Annotated in this window: 21 protein-coding genes; 16 read left to right on the forward strand and 5 right to left on the reverse strand. The window is 37.6% G+C overall.

Annotation, left to right across the window (positions count from 1 at the left end; genetic code table 11):
* Positions 1-313: 313 nt before the first annotated feature.
* Both BUB45_RS07795 and BUB45_RS07800 read left to right on the forward strand, forming a co-directional pair.
* Entirely contained in the window at positions 314-1093 is a 780-nt protein-coding gene (locus tag BUB45_RS07795; protein WP_073007005.1) for an ABC transporter ATP-binding protein, read from the forward strand.
* Positions 1090-2823 (forward strand): putative ABC transporter permease subunit, encoded by a 1734-nt coding sequence (locus BUB45_RS07800; RefSeq protein ID WP_073007007.1) that lies wholly within the window; start codon positions 1090-1092, stop codon positions 2821-2823. The genes BUB45_RS07795 and BUB45_RS07800 overlap by 4 nt, the downstream gene beginning before the upstream one ends.
* 170 nt (positions 2824-2993) lie before the next feature.
* On the opposite strand, the gene BUB45_RS07805 is transcribed toward BUB45_RS07800, so the two are convergent.
* Complete coding sequence (locus BUB45_RS07805; protein WP_073007009.1) at positions 2994-3353, reverse strand: winged helix-turn-helix transcriptional regulator; 360 nt, start codon at positions 3351-3353, stop codon at positions 2994-2996.
* 395 nt (positions 3354-3748) lie between these two features.
* Between BUB45_RS07805 and BUB45_RS07810 the strand changes: the two genes are divergently transcribed.
* A complete protein-coding gene (locus BUB45_RS07810) occupies positions 3749-4777 on the forward strand; it encodes a zinc-binding alcohol dehydrogenase family protein (protein ID WP_073007011.1) in 1029 nt (342 codons plus the stop codon).
* Between the two features lie 338 nt (positions 4778-5115).
* Positions 5116-5265: a hypothetical protein gene (locus BUB45_RS20145; protein WP_176087306.1), complete on the forward strand. Its 150-nt coding sequence runs from the start codon at positions 5116-5118 to the stop codon at positions 5263-5265.
* Positions 5266-5280: 15 nt separating this feature from the next.
* Here the strand turns inward: BUB45_RS20145 and BUB45_RS07815 are convergent, their stop codons facing one another.
* A complete protein-coding gene (locus BUB45_RS07815; RefSeq protein ID WP_073007199.1) occupies positions 5281-5871 on the reverse strand; it encodes an ankyrin repeat domain-containing protein in 591 nt (196 codons plus the stop codon).
* 358 nt (positions 5872-6229) lie between these two features.
* Between BUB45_RS07815 and BUB45_RS07820 the strand changes: the two genes are divergently transcribed.
* Positions 6230-6685, forward strand: a complete 456-nt coding sequence (locus tag BUB45_RS07820; protein ID WP_073007013.1) for a GNAT family N-acetyltransferase — start codon at positions 6230-6232, stop codon at positions 6683-6685.
* Positions 6686-6778: 93 nt separating this feature from the next.
* A complete protein-coding gene (locus tag BUB45_RS07825) occupies positions 6779-7234 on the forward strand; it encodes a nucleoside deaminase (RefSeq protein WP_073007014.1) in 456 nt (151 codons plus the stop codon).
* Positions 7235-7352: 118 nt separating this feature from the next.
* Here the strand turns inward: BUB45_RS07825 and BUB45_RS07830 are convergent, their stop codons facing one another.
* Positions 7353-8948 (reverse strand): fatty acyl-CoA synthetase, encoded by a 1596-nt coding sequence (locus tag BUB45_RS07830; protein ID WP_073007016.1) that lies wholly within the window; start codon positions 8946-8948, stop codon positions 7353-7355.
* Between the two features lie 397 nt (positions 8949-9345).
* Here BUB45_RS07830 and BUB45_RS07835 point away from each other — a divergent pair, with 397 nt between their 5' ends.
* The 4 genes from BUB45_RS07835 to BUB45_RS07850 all read left to right on the forward strand — a co-directional run bounded on the left by BUB45_RS07835 (position 9346) and on the right by BUB45_RS07850 (position 12427).
* Positions 9346-9771, forward strand: a complete 426-nt coding sequence (locus BUB45_RS07835; RefSeq protein WP_073007018.1) for a hypothetical protein — start codon at positions 9346-9348, stop codon at positions 9769-9771.
* A 52-nt stretch (positions 9772-9823) separates the two neighbouring features.
* Entirely contained in the window at positions 9824-10606 is a 783-nt protein-coding gene (locus BUB45_RS07840; RefSeq protein WP_073007020.1) for a hypothetical protein, read from the forward strand.
* Between the two features lie 33 nt (positions 10607-10639).
* Positions 10640-11122, forward strand: a complete 483-nt coding sequence (locus BUB45_RS07845; protein WP_073007021.1) for a hypothetical protein — start codon at positions 10640-10642, stop codon at positions 11120-11122.
* Between the two features lie 741 nt (positions 11123-11863).
* Positions 11864-12427 (forward strand): sigma-70 family RNA polymerase sigma factor, encoded by a 564-nt coding sequence (locus BUB45_RS07850; protein ID WP_073007023.1) that lies wholly within the window; start codon positions 11864-11866, stop codon positions 12425-12427.
* A gap of 323 nt (positions 12428-12750) precedes the next feature.
* On the opposite strand, the gene BUB45_RS07855 is transcribed toward BUB45_RS07850, so the two are convergent.
* Positions 12751-13170, reverse strand: a complete 420-nt coding sequence (locus BUB45_RS07855; protein ID WP_244527687.1) for a helix-turn-helix domain-containing protein — start codon at positions 13168-13170, stop codon at positions 12751-12753.
* Positions 13171-13438: 268 nt separating this feature from the next.
* Here BUB45_RS07855 and BUB45_RS07860 point away from each other — a divergent pair, with 268 nt between their 5' ends.
* The 3 genes from BUB45_RS07860 to BUB45_RS07870 all read left to right on the forward strand — a co-directional run bounded on the left by BUB45_RS07860 (position 13439) and on the right by BUB45_RS07870 (position 15029).
* On the forward strand, positions 13439-13771 hold the full coding sequence (locus BUB45_RS07860) for a hypothetical protein (RefSeq protein WP_073007201.1): 333 nt from the start codon (positions 13439-13441) through the stop codon (positions 13769-13771).
* 24 nt (positions 13772-13795) lie between these two features.
* Complete coding sequence (locus BUB45_RS07865; protein WP_073007027.1) at positions 13796-14404, forward strand: hypothetical protein; 609 nt, start codon at positions 13796-13798, stop codon at positions 14402-14404.
* Between the two features lie 112 nt (positions 14405-14516).
* A complete protein-coding gene (locus tag BUB45_RS07870) occupies positions 14517-15029 on the forward strand; it encodes a hypothetical protein (protein WP_073007028.1) in 513 nt (170 codons plus the stop codon).
* A gap of 63 nt (positions 15030-15092) precedes the next feature.
* Here the strand turns inward: BUB45_RS07870 and ucpA are convergent, their stop codons facing one another.
* Positions 15093-15875 (reverse strand): SDR family oxidoreductase UcpA, encoded by a 783-nt coding sequence (ucpA, locus tag BUB45_RS07875; protein ID WP_244527690.1) that lies wholly within the window; start codon positions 15873-15875, stop codon positions 15093-15095.
* A 522-nt stretch (positions 15876-16397) separates the two neighbouring features.
* Between ucpA and cyoE the strand changes: the two genes are divergently transcribed.
* The 3 genes from cyoE to BUB45_RS07895 all read left to right on the forward strand — a co-directional run bounded on the left by cyoE (position 16398) and on the right by BUB45_RS07895 (position 21770).
* The gene (gene cyoE / locus BUB45_RS07880) at positions 16398-17318 is read left to right on the forward strand and encodes a heme o synthase (RefSeq protein ID WP_073007032.1); all 921 of its coding nucleotides are present in this window, start codon (positions 16398-16400) and stop codon (positions 17316-17318) included.
* Between the two features lie 425 nt (positions 17319-17743).
* Positions 17744-19081, forward strand: a complete 1338-nt coding sequence (locus tag BUB45_RS07890) for a hemolysin family protein (protein ID WP_073007036.1) — start codon at positions 17744-17746, stop codon at positions 19079-19081.
* Positions 19082-19133: 52 nt separating this feature from the next.
* On the forward strand, positions 19134-21770 hold the full coding sequence (locus BUB45_RS07895) for a cation-translocating P-type ATPase (RefSeq protein ID WP_073007038.1): 2637 nt from the start codon (positions 19134-19136) through the stop codon (positions 21768-21770).
* Positions 21771-21823 lie beyond the last annotated feature (53 nt).

The following is a 21823-nucleotide window of genomic DNA, read 5'->3' on the forward strand; positions in this document are numbered from 1 at the left end:
TGTCGGATGTATCTTGAAGGTGAAATGATGCTATCTTTAAAAAATATAATGTCCAGATGAATATGGATTTGTTATACTATAGGAAATTATTATGTCATATTTGCTGAGCAACCTTTTTAATATGTAAATAAGTTCGTATTTTAAAATATAGGAAAAAATGTGTCGTAAAAGAAAAACGATGTTTCTTGGTATAAAGACTTGGCGATAGCTAAGTTTTTATAAAACAAGCTTAAACTTTATCGCCCGCTAAAAGTGAGCGATAAGCCAAGCTTTTAAATAGAAAAATAACTTATAAATGAAAGGTGAGACGATAATGGAAGCGATAAAGTTAATGAACTTAGCAAAGACTTACCGCAAGCATAAGGCTGTTCAGGATATTTCATTAGAAGTGAAAAAGGGAGAGCTATTTGGATTCCTTGGTCCAAATGGTGCTGGGAAAACGACAACGATTAAGATGCTAACTGGATTGTTAGAGCCCTCCAGCGGTATAGCGCGAATTGTTGGAATTGATATTTGGAAAAATCCGCTTGAAGCAAAGAAACATATCGCTTATGTGCCTGACCAGCCTAATATTTATCCGAAGTTGACGGGGTGGGATTATCTTGAATTTATTGCCTCGGTATACCGCATGCCAAAAAGCGATTTTCAAGTTGAAGCGAAGAAGCTATTAGAGATGTTTGGTCTAACGGAATGTGCAAATGATTTAATTGAAAGCTACTCTCACGGAATGAAGCAAAAGATTGCTATGTGTGGTGCCTTCGTACACCGCCCTGACGTGTTGTTTTTAGATGAGCCGACAGTTGGTTTAGATCCGAAAAGTGCTAGAGCGTTGAAAAATCTATTACGCCAACGATGCGATCAAGGCATGACGGCATTTTTATCCACACATATATTGGAGATCGCTGAGCAAATGTGTGATCGTATCGGTATAATATTTGAAGGTAATATAATAGCTTTAGGAACGATGGAAGAATTGAGAAGCAGAGGCGAATATGCCAATAAGAGTTTAGAGGATATTTTCCTAGAGTTAACAGGTGGGGAGGATCATCAGAAAGTTATTCAAGGATTAACAAATCAAGGTGACAGCCAATGATGAGCGTCTTACTAGCTAATCAATGGAAAATATTTATGAATACGATGAAATCACAACCGACTAAAACATACGCTGTTTATGTTATTAGCTTCTTAGTAATTGGTTTTTTCATCGCTTGGATAACGAAGGGTATTATTCAAATTAGTGGTTCATTAACGGGGGCTGTTTTTGAAGGAGTACTTGCATATGGCATGTTAGCAATGATTGGTTTTCTTATACTGTTTGGCTTACCGCAAGTATTTAAGCAATTATATGCAGCAACAGACTTAAATTTATTGTTCACGATGCCGATTCCAACAACCTATATTTTTTGGACCAAATATTTGCAAAGCCTTGCAGGTACACCACTTATGTTATGTATCTTCGTTATCGTTCCGTTGTTTACTTATGGAGCAACAGTTGGGGTAAGTCTATTATTTTATCCAGTTACGCTTCTTGTCTTGCTCGCAGTGATGATGATCGGGTTATCCGTTGCTTATTTAATCAATTTGTTATTAATTCAAATTATCCCGGGTAGTCGAGCGAATGAGTTTATGACTGTGATGAGTATGTTTTCTGGTTTATTTGTCTATTTGCTTATTATGTTGCCAGACATGTTGTCAGAGCGTTCGCTGTCGGAATTAATGTTAGCTGGGCTGCCATTATTTCCGAATTGGGTTCCGCTTACATGGGCAAGCAGAGCTGTATCGGAAGCAAGCATAGGGTCGTTTTCTTTTGTATTACCTTTAGGTTTGACTCTAGCATTGGCTATCATTTCGGTTTTAATCGCTTCTGTTTTTGTTGAAAAAGGATTTCGTACAGGTTGGATTAAATTAAGTGAAGGTGGAGGAAAAAGGAAGAAGAAAGAGACGTTTAAAACATCTGCGGCTGAACCCCGCCATCCAATCATTGCCGTCGGTAAAAAAGAATGGTATGTAATGAAGCGTGATTTGAGGGAATGGCTCGTGTTTATGCCGCTACTTTTCTTCTTTGTTGGTTATCTATTTGCTGTTATAGCTGGGGGTGGAAGTTTAAGCGAATTTCGCGGATCTGCGGAAATAACATGGCCAATTGCGCAAGTTTTACTCTTGCTTCTTTATGCGATGTTGAATGGTCAAATAGCCAGTTCTTCTATAGCTAGAGAAGGGAAAAATCTTTGGATCTTGCAAATCCTTCCTTTGTCAGGTCGAGAAATAGCAATAGGGAAATTATGGATTAGTTGGCTTATACCATTTGTTGTATTGACCGTGGTGGAGATTATACTCGGTGTGTTACTAGGATGGTCTTTGTTGCCATTTGTTGGAGGTATTGCTTTAAAAGCTGTATTATCCATTGGTATTAGCGGCATCGGCTTATGGTTTGGTGCAATTGGAGCAAAATATAATCCAGAAAATCCACAGAATCGTTTAAAGTTTGGCACCGCGCTCATTTTATTTGTCGCTTCCTATATGTATCTATTTTTAGCGCTTATACCATACGTTCTATTATTACTTCCTATAGAAGCAAAAGCATTTATTCAGGAAATAGCAAACGACAATACCGGTGTCGTAAACGTGGTAGCAAACTTTGTTCATACGGTGTTAATATGGAAAGAGGCGAGTCCGGTGCTAGTCATTATCGCAGGTATTGTAGTAATGGTCGTTGTTTCTGGAGGAGTTGGAGCAATTTTTACATCTCTTAGCGCTCGTAGGATGGAGCGAGGAATAGAAATTGAGATGGTTCAACAGTCAAAATCCATACCAAAGCTATAACAAGAAAGAGGGCACCCTTGTATGCTCTCTTTCTCTTTTTGCACTGTAAAATAAAATGTAAAGGATTATAGCTTGAGGGAAATTACATATTTTTCTATAAAACGTGGCAATCAGCCGAATGTCTCAAATACTATAGGAATGCTAAATTATGTCCAGTTTGCTCTCTATAGTCACTGCCTTTTTTGCTTCTTTTCTAACATGTTTGCTTTATATTGATCTCCCCATTTTTTCATTTGCGTAATAATGGGTTCTAATGTTGTACCAAATTCTGTCATAGCGTATTCAACGCGTGGGGGCACTTCTGGAAACACTGTACGACTGATGACACCGTCTTGTTCTAACTCACTTAATTGCAAGGATAGCATCCGTTGGGTTATACCTGGAATGAAGCGACGTAATTCGTTGAAACGCTTTTTACCATCTAGCAAATGATATAAGATGACACCTTTCCATTTTCCGCCAATAACATCTAACGTGGCTTCTACTGGACAGCCTTCAGGACACCCGTATCCACTTTTTCTGTTTCTCATCTTTACCCACCACCTAATTCGGATTTTAATTTCAAGGGGAAAAACCCCGTGCGTATACTCTCGTTATTTAGTTTCTAAAAGCATGTTTTTCACACGAAAAGGTTATAGTATAAAAAAGCAACAACTTTTTTCTATAATATCCGCTTTTAAAGCATCATATATGTCGGCTAGTGATAAGGTATAAAATTAGCACATATATTTGGATAAGACTAACAGCCTTTGAAGGAAAGTACCTTATAAAAACATGCATAGGTTACATTAATGTTACTATACAACATTTATGTGCCTTCTTACATTATTTTGCGTTTACTCTTATACTATAGTAAACCATAAAGTTTAAGGTTATACGACAAGTATTTCTTATTCTAAAATAAAAACCTAAGGAGATGATTGATATGAAAGCAGTGGGCTTGCTAGAGTATTTACCAATTGAGCGAGAAGATAGTTTATTTGATTTTAAAGCAACGAAACCGACAGCAACAGGAAAAGATTTGTTAGTTAAAATAAACGCTATTTCCATTAATCCAGTAGACGTGAAGGTGCGTGCGCCCAAAGAAAAGAAAGAAGAGACACCGAAAGTGTTAGGCTGGGATGCGAGTGGCGTCGTTGTCGAAGTTGGGGAAGATTGTGAACTATTCCAACCTGGCGATGAAGTGTTTTATGCTGGTGCAATTAATAGACCCGGTACGTATAGCGAGTATCATCTTGTGGACGAGCGAATTGTTGGGAAGAAGCCGACATCATTATCTTTTGCTGAAGCTGCTGCAATGCCGTTAACGACGATAACTGCTTGGGAAGCATTATTCGAACGACTAGCTATTCATCCAGAAAATAAACAGGAAAATAATGCTATGAGCATTTTAATCATTGGCGGAGCTGGTGGCGTAGGATCAATAGCAATTCAACTTGCAAAATGGGCGGGGTTAGAAGTCATTGCTACTGCTTCCAGATCAGAAACAGAAAATTGGGTAAAGCAGCTCGGTGCAGATCATATCATAAACCATTATGAACCGTTAAAAGAACAATTAGCCACGAAGCAGTTACTTGAAGTAGATTATATCCTATGTCTAAATAATACAGATCAACATTGGGAAGCGATGGGCGAAGTGATTAAACCTCAAGGCAAGATATGTTCCATTGTGGAAAATGAACAGCCGCTTGATTTAAATGTGCTTAAAAGTAAAAGTGCTACTTTTGTATGGGAGTTTATGTTCACCAAATCGTTATACACAACGCCAGATATAATGAACCAACATGTTTTATTAAATAAAGCGAGTGAAATGATGGACCAAAATGTGATTAAAACAACGTTGCAAGAAAAATTATCCCCAATTTGTGCAGAGACGTTGCGAAAAGCACATGCGAAAGTAGAATCAGGAAAAATGATTGGGAAATTAGTCGTTGAAGGGTTTGAAGCAGACTAATAAGATAGAAACGGGCTTGGCGATGAAGCCAAGCCTCTATAAAAATTTTTAGGAAATCGTATGATTTTTTCACGATAGGATCTGCAAAAACGTCATTTTAAGGAAGGCATTCATTCTTAACTTTAACGTTTTTAGCCAAGAAGTCTCCATCTTCAAGCGTGTGAAGGGTGAAATCCCAGCGGTAAGGTGGAGATGAATTGGCTTTCGGTCAAGTACGTCTTTAGACGTGCTAATTGACCGAACGCATGTTACCATAAGAGCATGAAGTGTTCTTTGAAAACTGGATATATGAGGTTGCATGGAGAAACTAATAATGCGAAAACCAAGCGAATCCTTCCATGCGTAAAATATCCAAGGTACGAAAGAAACTCCGATTCGTCGGACATCTAGGGCAGGAACTTCCCGAAGTAACGCTCATGGAGACGAAAGGTTGCTTTCGTCGTGGAAATGAGAAGCTCCCACTTCAAGCGAAGCTAAGTGGTGAGTAGTTCACACATGTGTGTTTACGCCTCCGCTGCTTCTAATAGCTTTACAATGTTATGGAATCCCTTGTTTTTCGCGTGCTCTAACGGAGTTACGCCATCTTTGTCTGCAATGGTTACATCTGCACCGTATTTAATAAGTAATTGAATAATTTCTTGGTGGGCTTTACCGCCGTCACTAAGTACAACTGCTTCCATTAATGCCGTCCAATGTAGATTGTTAATATGGTTAACATCCGTATCTGAGTTGGTGAGCAATTCTTTTACTACATCCACATGACCCCGTTCTGCTGCAGGAATCAGCGCTGTTCCACCAAAGCGGTTTGTAAGTGATGTGTCGGCGTTTGCTTCTAACGCTAATTTTACAATATCTAATAAGCCTTCTGCACCTGCATAAAGTAGTACATTATCCAACCGATTGTCCTGCTTGTTTATGTCTGCCCCTTTCTCAATGAGCAATCTGACTGTTTCTACTTCATTGCTATATGTGGCAGCAAGTACAGCTGTTGTTCCTTGATCGTCGGTTGCATTTATACTTGCGCCTTCATGAAGCAATTGCTTTACTTTTGCTTTTTCCCCTCGTTCCGCAGCTTGAATTAGTTCTTGATTCAAAGCGCTCTCCTCCTTACTATTCATTTGTTTGTTATCTGCATTTGGTGCATGATTGTTCTCGCATCCAACCATGGAAAGCAAGATAACCGATAGTAGTACTAAAAAGAACCGTAATGGCATACCGTTCAACCGACCTCCTAATACATCAAGTTTATCTCATGTTGGTGGCGCTCTGTATGTCATAGAATGTGGAAGTGAAGTATAAGGAAAATTGAAAAGGGTATTATTTTCTATTTAACCTTGCTAAAAGTTTATCATGAAATCAATTATCAGAAAATGAATTTTTTTCTACTTTCGCTTGTGTTATAGTGAGTGCAAAGATGAGTAATTCCAAATAAAGTTAAAGGAGAATAAAAAGATGAAGGTTCGACCATTACGAGTGAATGAAGCGCCACCGTTCGATTTATTATTAGAAGCAGATCCGGAAATAGATCTGGTAAAAGCATATCTTCCTAGGGGGGATTGTTATATTGCAGAAGTTCAAGAAAAAAGAATCGGTGTATATGTTTTACTTCCAACTAGACCGAGTACCGCTGAGTTGGTGAACATATCTGTAGCGAAATCTGAGCAGGGAAAAGGATATGGTAAGAAACTTGTTGCGGATGCTATTCAAAAAGCGAAAGAAAAGCGATATAAAACATTGGAAATTGGTACAGGTAATTCGAGTATAAATCAGTTAGCTCTGTACCAAAAATGTGGTTTTCGAATAACTGGCGTAGACAAAGATTTTTTTGTACGTCATTATTCTGAACCTATTTTTGAAAATGGCATTCCGTGTGTTGATATGGTACGTTTATCTATGGAACTTGTATAAAGGTAGAACTTGGAAAGTGATGCCATATTTGTGTAACTATTATGAAGAAGTAGGCTCTAAACATGTATTAGGATGACAATGGAGGTGCAGGAAATGGATGTGTTTATGGAACGCGCGGTAGAGTTAGCACTGTCAAATGTGAAGCATGGTGGACAGCCGTTTGGTGCGGTATTGGTCAAAGATGGGGAAGTGGTTGCTGAGGGGGTAAATGAGCTTCACCACACCTATGATATTAGTGCTCATGCGGAACTCGTAGCGATTCGACAAGCGCAGCAAAAATTACAAACGAATGACTTGTCCGGTTACACGATGTATGCAAGTGGTGAGCCTTGTCCTATGTGTTTAACAGCAATGTATTTTGCATCCATTGACAAGGTGTATTACTGTGCATCGGTTGAAGATGCGGCGGAAGTAGGCTTAACAACTTCGGAAAAAATATATGAAGACTTGCAAAAACCGAAGGCAGAACGTTCATTACCTACCGCTCAAATGCCGCTACGTGAAGGGCAAGAGGATCCGATGAAGCTTTGGGAAGCGGGGAACAAATAAGTGGCGATTTAACAAATTAATACGCATCGTAAACGGTCGCTTGAAAAATGTAGCTTGTCTATATGCATAGTAAGCCAGTGGGGAAAGTAAGAAAATTCCCCACTAGTTGAAGCATCCATCACATTCCCCCTATCTTATCCTCATATTGCTCACGTAAAGCTCGCTTGAGTACTTTACCGCTAGGATTTTTCGGCAACGTATTTGAAAAAATAATATATTTAGGGACTTTGAATTTGGATAGTCTATCTTTACAAAATGCTTTCACTTCTTCCGCTATTAATGGTGTGTCTTGTTTAGGGACAATAATAGCTGTGACAGCTTCAATCCAATAAGGGTCTGGTATACTAATGACAGCAACCTCCGACACGCCTGCTAGCTGATAAATGACTTCCTCTACTTCACGACTAGATACGTTTACTCCTCCAGTATTGATCATATCCTTTTTACGATCAACCACCGTTATATAGCCCTCTTCATCCATTACACCTAAATCCCCGCTATGAAACCAACCATTGCGAAACACCTCTGCTGTTTTGCCTGGATCATGAAGGTAACCTTTCATGGCATGTGGAGTGCGATGTACGATTTCACCTACTTTCCCACGAGCTACCTCAACATCATTTTCATCCACAATTTTTGTTTGTACATTTAACGAAGGGATTCCTGCAGAGCCGAGTTTTCGAAGCTGATCCTGTGGTTTTAGAACGGTAGCAAGTGGAGCAACTTCTGTTTGCCCGTAAAAGTTCCAAAAACCTGCATTGGGTAGGCGTTCTGTTAACTCTTTAAGTATTTCTCTAGGCATAATTGCTGCTCCATAATAGCATTTTTGTAAACTGGATAAATCTCTCTTTGCAAAATCGGGGTGACGCAATAAAGCAATCCATATGGTTGGCGGACAGAAAAGTTGGGTAACTTTTTTCTCTTCGACTGTTTTTAACATCGTTTCTGGATTAGCTCCATCAAGAATGATTCCACTAGCACCAACATACATGCTCGGGCCTAAAAACACATGAAGTTGAGCGCTGTGATATAGTGGCAGCGCATGAATGATAATATCTTCAGGCTGCATATCGCCATCTACAATACAACTTACATATTCACTAATAATGCTTTTGTGAGTGAGCATAACGCCTTTGGGTCGTGATTCTGTCCCACTCGTATATAAAACATGACATAGATCATCTTCTTCCACATCAACATCAACGAGAGATGTAGGTTGATCTTGTCTCACATCATCTAATCGCTTCCATTTCTCATTGGTCGCTTTGCTATTTGTCTTCATGACGTAGCGATATGGAATATCCATGTTTAATTCTGCTTCATCTAGTAAATGTATATACTCTTCAGCAACGATGAGCCCTGTAACTGCAGCATGATCCACAATATAGGTGATATCTTCTACATGCAACATATAATTGATTGGAATCATGACAGCCCCTATTCGAGCTAGAGCAAAGTTTACAATGACAAACTCTAAGCTGTTTTTGGACATAACAGAAATCCGATCTCCTTTTTTCATTCCGTCTGCTAAGAAAGCATGTGCGGTTTGATTTACGAGATGATCTAATTTGTTATACGTTACTTCGGTGTTTTTGTAAGTGATTGCAATTTGGTTAGGCTTTCGTTCGCTTGTTCGGGAGAGTATATCTCCTAATGTATTTCTTCTGGCGCGTTGCAACACTTTAATGACATCACAATTTGTTTCTACGCTCATGGACACACTCCTTTAGATTTGCTAACAATATTCTTTTAATTATTTTAATTCAGATAATTATTAAAAGCAAGCTTGGTGGAGGGGCGTTTAAACCGATCTTGTTCTTATGCAACGAGCCAATATTTATTGTGAAGTAGGCTAAAAGTTTGATAGATAATAGACAAATAATAAGAGAATTTATCATGAATTATGATGAAAATTCTGATTCATGTATGAGAAACTGCCTACAATCCTAAATTTCTTGTAGATTTGTGTATGATTGCAAAACTATTAACCTATATGAAAAATGATATAATATTCTGATTTTAAAATCGAATCACTCTGCTATGATAGTCCCAAAGGGAGAAATGAAGTTGATGTCATAGTTAATACGTCGTACTACGAAGGGTGATTTAAATTGAAAAAACGGTTGATTTTGGGCATTAGTTTGTTACTAGTAGTCATTGGTACAAGCTTGCAAGTGAATAGGATTGCAGCAGATATACAAAGCTGGAACTTACAGCAAATCCCCAAGATAGAAATAGTTTCCAACTGGATGAACACGTATTTGAGTCAAATAGGAAAAGATGCATTAGAGCATCAAGAACTGCTACGGATCGAACAGCAAAAGAAATTAAAACAGGCAGGAGAGCGAGCTCGTAGAAAAGGAAAAGTGAAAATAGAAGACTATCAGAATAGTTATTCGGAGCGCATCGTAAAGGCGAAGGAAACGTTTCGCGTAGCAGATAAATTTCACCATTATTCTAATGAGAAGAAAGCAGACATTCACGAGCAACTGAATGAAGGGGTAAAAGCAGAAATTGCATCTTGGGTAGATGAATAGGACTTCACTTATTAGTCCTTTCAAATAATAGAACAAAGGGGAGTAAGTGCTTATGAAGTGGGGATTAAAAACAATGAAAGGGAAAGTGGTTGCTGGAATGGTAGGAGTAGGTATTTTGACGGGAGCCGGTGTTGTCTTAGCCGGTTCAGGGGCAGGTGATCATTTACGTGAATGGTATGAAGGTATGTTTGGAAATTCTGTTGCTACCATAGAAGATGACGTTACGGCATATGGGGAAAGTAAACTGCCAGAGTTAGAGGCGGAATATGAACAGTTAAAAAACGATGCGTCGCTGGATATTGATTTAATGAGAGACAGGCTAACAAGCGAATCATTAGAAGAAATTGTTGCAGCGAAAATAGAGCATCTGGAGTCTCTTGATGGTGAATCGAGGGAAATTTTAGATCAAATGGGTTTGGAATTTTATCATGTGTTTTTGGATGGCTATGGAGAAATTCAACGTTTAAGTGACGAAGGGTTAAATTATGCTTCCGAAGACTTAACGCATTATACTGGTGAATTAGGGCAAGAGGCGAGAAATCAAATAACGAGTGATTTGACTGCTGCCAAACAGGAAGCGGTAACAGAGTTGGAAACGGCGATTCAAAGTGCTCAAGACCAAATAGAGGCAGAGCTTCGTAATCAGGAAGAAATAACGACACGTAACTTAAAAAATCAAATTGATTGGGCAGTAGAAGATGTAAGGCAGGTAGTAACGGCATTGCTTGCAGACTTAATGGAAGAGCAGCAGACAATCATTACCCAAACAGCGCAAATATTAGAGGATGAAGCAAAAGAAGCGCTTGATGATGTTGTTTCCGGTATCAATGAATAGTAGGAACTTCTGTGTAGGAAGGAGAAATAGCTTTTGGGCATCAGAAAAGAAACCTACAGGCGAAGAAGGTACTCCAATCTTAAAAAAATAATTATTGTTTCTTTGCTATGTATGTTAATAGCAGTTGGAAGTTTCTATCCTGTTTTTGCTGATGAAGATATAGGTGGTATGGTAACGGATTGGTTACAGCAGAAAACAGATGATGCGATACAAACAGTGGATGAGGCTATTTTAAAAGAAGAGAAAGAACAAACAGAACGTTTGCGAAAAGCGTTACGAGTGAAAAAGCAGGAAGCAGAACAAAAATTAATTCACACAGCAGATCAAGAGATCACAGCCCGAACGGAGGAGCTAGAGCGTTATGCTGATGAACTAATAAAATCACTGAATAAAAAACAAACAGAGGAAAATCAGGCAGCAATAAAGAAAGAGTTCGAAGCAATTGTAAAAGAAGCAAAAGGGAAGATGGAAGATGCCTCTGTCTTACATGACGAACACGAGGAGTTCGGTAAGTGATAATTTTTATCCTATTAAAACTACTTCCGCTATAAATGTGGAGGTAGTTTTTTTGTACGATAGAAAAATATAAGAGATTAAAGGTTTATAGTATGAAAAAATATAAGAAAACTACTAAAGATTTGGCGCTAAGCCAAGTTTTTCGTGGTCTAGGAAATTATAAAATTTTGCAGCTGCGGATAAACTTACTAAGTTATTTAGCCACGTCCGGCTCCAGCGCCCAGCAACTAGGAGACTTCACGAATCGCCCTACGATAAGTCATCATCGGTTCCGTGCAACACCGTCTCACCATGATTCCTAAAACTTTCGTTGCTTCGTTCCACTCGTTACGTTGCTAAACGGATACTTGCGCCTTTGTTAAGAGAAATTTTATTTTTTGAAAGAATTATTGATTTAGGAGGAGGCTTTTTTCTTCTCCTTTTCTCTTTGTAGTAATTAGCTGACTAATTACTACAAAGAACCCTCTTTACAAATGGGAACGTTTGTTCTATTATGGTATCAAGTTGAAAAAATTGGAACCAATACTACTTTTAGCAGACTGGGTTCGAATATAAGTATAAAGTGAACCTTATCCGTGTGGGCGATTCTCTCATCTCCTACTAAATTGTTAGGTGAATGAATGGGGAATTTAGGTGCTGTTATCTTTGACTTAGACTTGTCCAACTTGCATCTTCCAATTCTTGAATGATCGTCTTACAGTACCTTATATACGGGATAAATACAGTTTTGAGGGGGATTTCATGGAGAAGCAGAAAAAAGCTGTGTCAATGACATTTGATGAAATTGTAGCACAAAACGAGCGCAGAATATATTACCATTTGCATAAATTAAACATCCGTGATCCGCATCATGAATTTTACCAAGAGGGGTTGGTGGCGATGTGGAATGCGTATGAAAAATATCAGCCAGATAAAGGTCCGCTTGCTACGTATTTTAATTATACGATTCGTAATCGGTTAATTGACGTCGTACGAAAGGAAGCAAGGGAAAAGGAAAAAGTAATTGCGTATAAACAATATCAAGGGGTAAAAGAAAAGACTGGTAATTATTACAAATCTGGCGGGAATGCCTATCCGATAAAATATGCAGAAGGCCCTAATCTGGAAGCCGAAGAACTTCTACAGGTTGCAAAGGCGATTTTAAGTAAGAATCAATGGACATGGTTGAAACTTTTCGTTATAGAAGATATGACGACAAAGACCATCGCTGAAAGAGAGGGCGTATCTGTAGATGCAGTAAAAAGTTGGGGGAAAGAGGCAAGGAAGAAGTTACAAAAGCTGTATGCTTACGGAGAGGGGATATGAAGCCTCTGATGATTTTGCTAAAGTAAATTTTCGTCATGCTAGAATCCACCCTTATACCATAAGATGGAGTGCTTGCGTCTTTAGACGCGGGAGTCAGTCTCAATCTTTACCGTATTCACGACAGGATGATAGAGACATAATAGTAGGTGTATTTCACTAAATAAATTTTGTATGCGAAAAAAATATAAAAAAGCGCCGTTGCATATGCTCTCATGATTGTTACACTAAATAAATTTTAAGGTTTATCGTATAAGAAAACTACTCTCTCACCAGAAGAATTGACGATAAGCTCTGTTTTCAAAGTAACTAAAGATCCTTACTATCTAGCTTTTAAACAGATTTTTCAACGATTGTACAGTATCAGTAAAAAAAACTATCATAATAAGACCAATAAACAAGAAGGTATCTGTTAAAGGACCATCAAAGATTAACACGCCTACTAGTATTAGAATCATTCCTATATAAAAACCAGGGTCAGACAATTCATCAAATAATTCATCATCGTCAATGCTAATCGTTTTTTGCATTTGTTTATCTCCACGAATCAACTCATCAATTGTTATGTTAAACAGATCACTAATACGTATTAAATTCTGGATGTCGGGGTAGCTTTTATTTGTTTCCCATTTATAGACGGCTTGGCGAGAAACATGTAACTCTGTAGCCAACTTTTCTTGTGACCAATCTCGTTCCACCCTACATTGTTTTAGCTGCTCTCCAAAAGTGTTTGCTTGTTCTTCCATGTCCATTCACCTCTCGTACTTCTAGTATAAATGATGAATGGATAATAAGGAAGAAACCTATGGTTGAAAGCTGTTAACTTAAAGTTTACAGAAGGGGAGAATGCGGTTTTCATGATGCATATGTTCGTATGCATGTTTGATATGAAACGCTATAATGAAATAGCATGTTAGGCTGTTTATCATCACAATTTTTACTAATAATTCATTTCCTTCGTAGTGACTAATCCGTTATAATTTAGGAGAACAAGTTTTGTAGGAGGTTAACATGTTGGAATGTTGTTGTAAAGCTGGAGAGACAAGAGAGTTATTATTAGAAGCGGATATGGCAGACCCTATTTGGTGTAAGGGTTGTCGCTGTAATTTAGATATGGAGGATTTACCTCTTTCTAAGGAGCTACAAAACGAATTAGAAACATGGGCTTCCAATTATGGAACGTGGATAAATTGGGAAAAAGATACATTACTTTCAAATGCTAAAAAACAAGTAATGATGTATAATGAAACAGGATATCGCTTATTGTGTAAACTACAATCTGAGCTACCTTCTCATTATTCCATCCAATTTATCCCATCGACGGTAGAAGAATATGAAACCCTATAAAAGTTTACAAAGGGGGTTGTTTTCATGGAAACATTATTCATGATTTTCGTATTATTAGCGCTTGTCTATTATATTTTTCGGATCATCCAAGTGATTGTGAAATTAAAACAAGCGCATATTTTTCCATTAACGAATGAAGAACGAAGAACGATTCGGAAGCATCCGCAAAAAATAACTGCTCCACCAACTGTTGAAGGACAGAAATTAGGTTTATTAGCTAATGTGGCGTTCTTGTTTTTTATCGCTTCCATGTTTAGCATTGTTTATATTACAGATGTATTCTCCTGGCATCAATATTTGTTTATGTTATTTTTTTTAATGTATGCTTATTTCATGTTGCCATTAAATTTAGTTGCGGTGAAACAGGATGGCATATTAATTGGTACACGTTTTCTTTCGTGGAAGCATATTCATTCTATAAAAGCCGTAGCAATATATAAAAATCACAAGTTTTATGGCTATTCGTCAGATGTTAATATAGGTTTTGTGGTGAAAATAAAATACAAATTTGGTTTTACTTCCTTTGTCGTTACATCGGAAAAAACGTTGAAACAATTATTAAAAATTTGCCAAGAGCACGTTACAGTAGAAGATGAGATACATACATCTGAAAGTGAATTTAAAATAAAGTGATCCGCTGCTTATATCTTTCATTTTCAGCAAGGTATGTAAGGGTATGTCTACGATGTATAATGCTATAAACTAGATTACTTATGATGCATCGATCAAGACTTGGAGGAATTGTATGAACATAGCTATCTCCATAGTTGGAGCAATATTTATACTGTCTTTTCTGCTTTTTTCTGTTTGGATATTTATTGCTGAGAGAAAAGACGAAAGTTCCGAAAAAAAGAATGTTTTTATCATGTTTTTCGTTTCATTTTGTTTAGCTCTCATAGTAACGCTCGTCTTTGGAGCTGGTATATTTTTATTACTTGGCTCCATTAAAATGACAAATACATTTTTGGATTTGGATTTAACTATAAAGCAAATAGGTTTTATATTTATCGGATACCTTATCTTTCTATTTACAATTGATAATGTAATCGAGTTAGTAGTTAAAGTGATCGTTGGGAAAAATTTAGCTAATCCTGTACTTCTTCTACTGATTCGTATTTTCGCTTTGCATATAATTGGTCTTTTTATTGGCATTCATCAAACGAGTAGTTTCCTTATTGCTACTGTAGTCGCTCTGTTTATTTTCTTAATTGAAATTTATGTTTTTTTACGCGAACAGGATAAGAATGAAGCTACTTAATATTCTATGCAAAAAAAGCCATGTAGGAAATTGTTTTTCCTTACATGGCCTATATTGAAAAATTTAGCTCCCAACCGAAACCGTTTCTGGTAATGTGCTACCACCATCAATAACAATTTGTGTACCTGTAATATAGCTGGATTCGTCAGAAGCTAAGAATGCTGCAAGTTCACCGACTTCTTCAATTTTACCAAGACGTCCTAAAGGCACTCCGCTTGCTATGCCGTCAATGACTTCTTGCGGATTATCTGGATTCGTTTCTTTTGCCATTTGTTCTGCCATAGGAGTTAACACATAGCCTGGTAAAATAGCATTCACAGTAATATTATCAGGAGCTACCTCTCGAGCTAGCGATTTTGTAAAACCAAGAATGGCTGCCTTTGTTGTTGCATATGCGGTTTCACCAGGATCAGCTACCATCGTTCCTGTTACAGAGGATAGATTGACAATTCTACCTTGCTTTGCTTTTTTCATATGCGGCAAAGTAGCTTTCGTTACATTCCAAACGCCGTTAATATTAATGTTAAAATGAAAATCTCTTGTTTCATCGTCCATATCTTCAAAGTTTGCTAATCGAACAACACCTGCATTGTTAATGAGAGCATCTATACGCTCATATTTTTCTATAACTTTATCAATTCCAGCTTTTACATCTTCGTTATTTGTAACATCCACTTCTAAAGCCATCGTTTCAAAGCCACGTTCTGTTAATTCTTTCGCAGTATCATGCACTTGCTTGGAGACATCTAGCAAAATAGTAGTAGCACCATGTTTGGCTAGAACTTCAGCAATACCTTTTCCATTCCCCATTGCTGCACCAGTAACAATTGCTATTTTATTTTCCATTTTCTTCAAAATAATTACCTCCCCATTAGGATGATTGCGTCAATACCTTCAGTATAGCAAATATTAGGAAGGGTACATGGGCTTAATTCTTAAAGATTTGTTAACGTTTTCTTGTTATATATATGGAAAGAGAAGATGTTATGATGAACAATAAGAATCAATGAAGGGGTTCACATATCTTTCACATGCTTAATAGTAATTGTTATCGTATAATAGTATTGGGGCATTAGATTTAATTCATGCGTTTGTATATTGAAGGAAACCTTAATCTAGGTGTGTGAACGTGCATTACAATCTGTAAGAATGTATGAATAGCCTATATAAAGACTTGTAAGGGATATGAAACGTCAATGTTCTATGTTTAAGAGAACCATCAGTTTGAAATTAAGAAACAGGTAACATATATTATTTGTATTATAGGAGAATTTGAATTTTTTAGGTTTTATAGTAGAAACAAAAAGACAGCCATTGTCATAATGGTTTGGCGATAGCCAAGTTTTTCTAAAGGGGAAGAGAGTTATCATGATTTTGGAAAATAAGCAGGAAAGATCAAGGCAAAATTGGGCAAGCATTTTGTCAAAAACGATTAAAACTGGGATTATTCGTTCCAATCTGATCCCGATGTTTGCTGGTTTTACTTTGGCTTTATATACGTATCAAATTAGTTTTATGGAAAAGTTGCCGGAAGTTATTTTTGCTTTACTTGGTGCAGCCTTAGTTATTGGAGCTGCGGGTGCTTTTAACAATTTATATGATCGAGATATTGATGCAATTATGGAAAGGACCAAGCGAAGACCTACTGTAACAGGGGAAATAAAACCAGCTATTGTACTGTTGCTGAGTGTGGTTATGGCGATCAGCGGAATTGCATTATTGGCGTTAACAACGTGGTTAGCTGCACTATTAGCTTTCTTGGGGCTGTTTTTTTATGTCGTTCCATATACGATATGGAGCAAACGAAAAACGGTATATAATACAGAAATAGGCAGTATTTCCGGTGGGATGCCTCCACTCATTGGATGGGCCGCTGTCTATCCAGATATTACACACCCTGCCATAATCGGTTTATTTATTGTAATGATTATTTGGCAAATGCCGCATTTTTATGCAATAGCCATTCGGAATCATAAACAATATAAAGCTGCAAAAATTCCAATGCTTCCTGTTGTAAAGGGTGTGCAACGCACCTACATTCAAACGAACGTTTATTTAATTATTATGATTGTAATTAGTTTTCTATTTGGTACATTGAGTATTGGGTTAATGTTAGTAGCACTTTTATTAAGTGTAGGCTGGTTGGCGCTTAGTGTGTATCGATTTAACAAAGTGGATTCAGAGAAGTGGGCAACTTCCATGTTCCTGTATTCCTTAATCCATATGACAGTGCTTTTTTCTACCATTATTATTTATTCGTTAATGGGGATTGTGTTTGAACTTTATTAAATGTTTGAGATTCGATGAAGGAAAAAGGGCGGTTCATATCTATTATAAATGATGTGGTTTCTAGTATAAAAGCAATGATGTATAAAGGCATAATTAAAAATCGACTGATTATAAAAGGTCAGTTGTTTATACTTTTGTTGTACAGTCACGTGTTAATAAACAGACGACAAGTCACTGTATCACTATTTCCAAGCGATGATAATCTTCAGCTTGGATTTTTTGTACGATCGGAAACTATTGAATGATAAATTCCACGATGTCATATAAAATTTTATCGAAGCATTGGAAATAAAAGCTTAATTACAGGTAATAATGGGAATATGTACTATACTGTGGCAAAATATATATAAAGACATTGCAGACACTTTTAGTATAGATAGCTGCCTTCCCCAAATGAAGGCAGATGAAAAAGGAAAGGTGTAGAAATGGATAATTTGGCTGTATCGATCATTATTCTTCTCGTTTTAATTATTGCAAATGGTATCTTTGCAATGACGGAAATTGGAGTTGTTACATCAAGGAAAATAAGATTAGAACAAAAAGTGAAGGAGGGGAATAGCAAAGCTAAAACAGCCCTTTATTTAGCGGAAAACTCTAGTGAGCTTCTATCTACCATTCAGATAGGGATTACGTTGATTGGAATTATATCTGGTGCCTTTGGTGGTGCCGCCATTGCGGATGATGTGAGTGTTTACTTGAGCGAAATTCCTTTTTTAGCTCCTTGGAGCACGGAGATTAGTATGGTACTTGTCGTTACATTGACAACTTTTTTAACGCTCGTTATCGGTGAACTAACACCAAAGCAAATTGGCTTAACAAATCCGGAGAAAGTAGCACTTGCAGTGGCAAAACCGATGTATTTCTTTTCAAAAGTTGCCAAACCGTTAATCTGGATACTAGACCAGTCCACAAAACTCGCCCTCAAGACACTTGGAATTAAAACAACGAATGAACCAGATGTAACAGAAGAAGAAATTCAACAAATGATTGAGCAAGGTGTTCATAGTGGGAGTATTGAGGAAATTGAGCACGAGATGGTCGATCAAATTTTTTATATGGGCGATCAGCGTCTGAGTGATATATTAACACCGCGAACGCAATTAACGTGGATAGATATAGAAAGTAGTTTTGAAGAAAATATGGAAATCATTAGTCAAAGTGAGTTTTCACGCTTTCCTGTTGGGAAAGGGAGCTTAGATCACTTTTTAGGTATTATACATACAAAAAAAGTGTTTTCAAAATTACAATCCGGAGAAGCATTCTCGATTGATGACTGTATTGAAAAAGCGTTGATTCTACCGGAACATGTAAAAGTCTTTAAGGCTTTGGAAACATTAAAAGAATCAGGATACCATCAGGCTGTCGTTGTAGATGAGTATGGCGGTGTCGAAGGTTTTGTAACGTTAAATGATATTATGCAAGTTATTGTTGGTGAAATACAGACAGAAGGCAGTAGGGAAAGGGCTACAATTATGCAGCGTGATAATGATTCATGGCTTGCAGACGGTCAAGTTCCATTTGATACATTTTTGCGTTATTTCGATTTAGAAGATGAAATTGATGATGATGTTATGAAAGATACATCCTTCCAAACACTAGGTGGTTTTATCACGAGCGAAATAGGTAATACTCCAATAGAAGGGGATAGTGTTTTTATCGTTAATTTGAAATTAGAAGTAGTCGATATGGATAGTGTACTTGTCGATAAACTCTTAATTACTCGACTAGAAGAAATAGAAGTAACAGAAGAAGATAACGTATAATATATTTTTGACAGTATAACTGCAAAACTGAACAAGCAAGGAGAATTTGGAGATGGAATATTACCAAAGGCAAACAGAAGATGTTCTAAAAGCAGTAGCGTCCACGGAACAAGGTTTATCTCAACAAGAAGCGAATGCACGCCTGAAACGGGACGGATATAATGAAATAGAAGATAAAGAAAAAGTTCCTACGTGGAAATTATTTTTAGAAACCTTTAAAGATCCAATGGTTATTGTATTATTAGCGGCAGCTGGTGTGCAAATGTTACTGGGAGAATGGGTGGAGTCACTCATTATTTTCCTTGTATTATTAATCAATTCTGTCATTAGTGTTGTGCAAACACGTAAGGCGGAAAGCTCCTTAGAAGCGCTTCGAGATATGTCTGCGCCTGAAGCAAAAGTCATACGAGATGGTACGAAGCAGACGATTGCTGCTAAAGAACTCGTCCAGGGAGATATTGTTTATTTAGAAGCGGGGGATTACGTTCCTGCTGATGGTCGGGTATTGGAAAGTGGCTCTTTGAAAGTAAATGAAGGAATGCTCACCGGCGAATCAGAGGCTGTTGATAAATCGATCGAAGCAATTGAAGAAGAAGCTGCGCTTGGTGATCGTCGAAACATGGTGTTTAGTAGTTCTTTAGTTGTATATGGTCGGGGTACGTTTGTCGTAACTGGTACGGGAACGAAAACCGAGGTTGGAAAAATTGCCGATATGCTTTCGACAGCAGAGCAAAAAGAAACCCCACTACAACAGAAATTAAATAGTTTTAGCAAAAAGTTAGGTATCGGTATTTTAATTCTTTGTATTGTTATTTTTGTGGTTCAAGCTGCGCGTATTTGGTTTGGTGATAGTAATGTAGATACAACAACTGCATTATTAAATGCTTTAATGTTTTCTGTAGCAATTGCTGTGGCTGCGATTCCAGAAGCACTCCAATCGATTGTTACCATTGTCTTGTCAGTTGGAACAAATAAAATGGCAAAACAGCATGCGATTATTCGTAAACTTCCTGCTGTTGAAACATTAGGCTCCACCAGTATTATTTGTACGGACAAAACAGGGACATTGACGCAAAATAAAATGACGGTTACCGATCATTATTTACCTTTTAATAAGCATGAACGTTTGCCTGAAGATCCAAGTAATTGGCATGAGGCAGAGCGTTTACTAGTTTATATTGCGGCGCTTTGTAATGATTCGTACATCAATCAGGACAAGCAGGAGGTTGGTGATCCAACTGAAATAGCTTTAATTAACTTTGCGAACAAACATGCACACAATTACGAAGCGCTACGAGAAAGATTTCCACGAGAAGCCGAGTTGCCATTTGATTCAGACCGAAAATTAATGTCAACCGTAAACACGATTGATGGGACAAAGCTACTGTTGGCAAAGGGCGGCCCTGATGTCATGTTTCAGCGGGCTGGCTATGTGTTCGTAAATGGCGAAGAACAGCCGATAACAGATGATTTACGCGAACGATTTGAAGGGGCAAATGAAGAGTTTTCTAATCAGGCGTTACGTGTGCTAGCCTATGGGTATAAACGTTTACCTGATACAAAAACCGAAGTCACTCATGATGATGAGTATGATTTTGTGCTTGTTGGTTTAACGGCAATGATGGACCCACCTCGAGAAGCTGTATATAGTTCCATTGAAGAATCCAAAGCTGCAGGTATTCGAACAATAATGATTACTGGTGACCATAAAACTACAGCCCAAGCAATTGGACGAGATATCGGTTTAATGGGTGACGATGATATAGCCATTACGGGCAAAGAGCTCGACAACATGTCGGATGACGAGCTAGAAGGAAAAATTGAACACATTTCTGTATATGCTCGCGTGTCGCCAGAGAATAAGATTAGAATTGTACGTGCATGGCAGCGGAAAGGTGCTGTTACTGCAATGACAGGTGACGGTGTCAATGATGCGCCAGCTTTAAAACAAGCCGATATTGGCGTAGCTATGGGAAGTGGTACGGATGTTTCAAAAGATGCTGCGGCAATGATTTTAACGGATGATAATTTCGTATCTATTGTTAATGCTGTACAGGTGGGAAGAACGGTGTTTGATAACATTAAAAAGGCAATTGGTTATTTATTTGCTGGTAATTTAGGAGCGATTATTGCCATTTTGTATGCCGTCATTTTTAACTTACCAAACCCATTTACAGCTTTACAATTGTTATTTATCAATTTAGTAAACGACTCCTTGCCAGCAATCGCTTTAGGTGTGGAAAAATCAGAACCAAATGTAATGAAACGTAAGCCACGACCGACAGATGAAGGTATATTTGCTGGAGGAACATTGCAAACTGTAATAACGAGAGGAATATTGATTGCTGTCGCAGTTGTTATTTCCTTCTATATAGGATTAGATCATTCAAATGAAATGGGCGTTGCTATGGCGTTTACTACATTAATCATTTCTCGTACGTTGCAAACTTTTCCAGCTCGTTCCAATACGGAGACGTCAATAAAAATGGGCTTTTTCTCCAATAAATATGTAATTGGCGCTGTATTGTTAGGTTTTGTTTTGTATGGAATAACAGTGCTTCCTTTTGCAAGAGATGTATTTAACATCCCTGATGCATTTGGCTTTAGTGATTGGGCCATCGCTACAGGGTTAGCAGCCGCTGCAGTAATTTGTATGGAAATAGCGAAAAAAATGTTTAGAAGAGCTTAAGATTTCGGTGAAAACAGCTATGCTTGCTAGTCTGATCACTGTAAAGATAGATA

It is taken from the genome of Virgibacillus chiguensis (assembly GCF_900129865.1).
Classification (GTDB): Bacteria; Bacillota; Bacilli; order Bacillales; family Amphibacillaceae; genus Virgibacillus; species Virgibacillus chiguensis.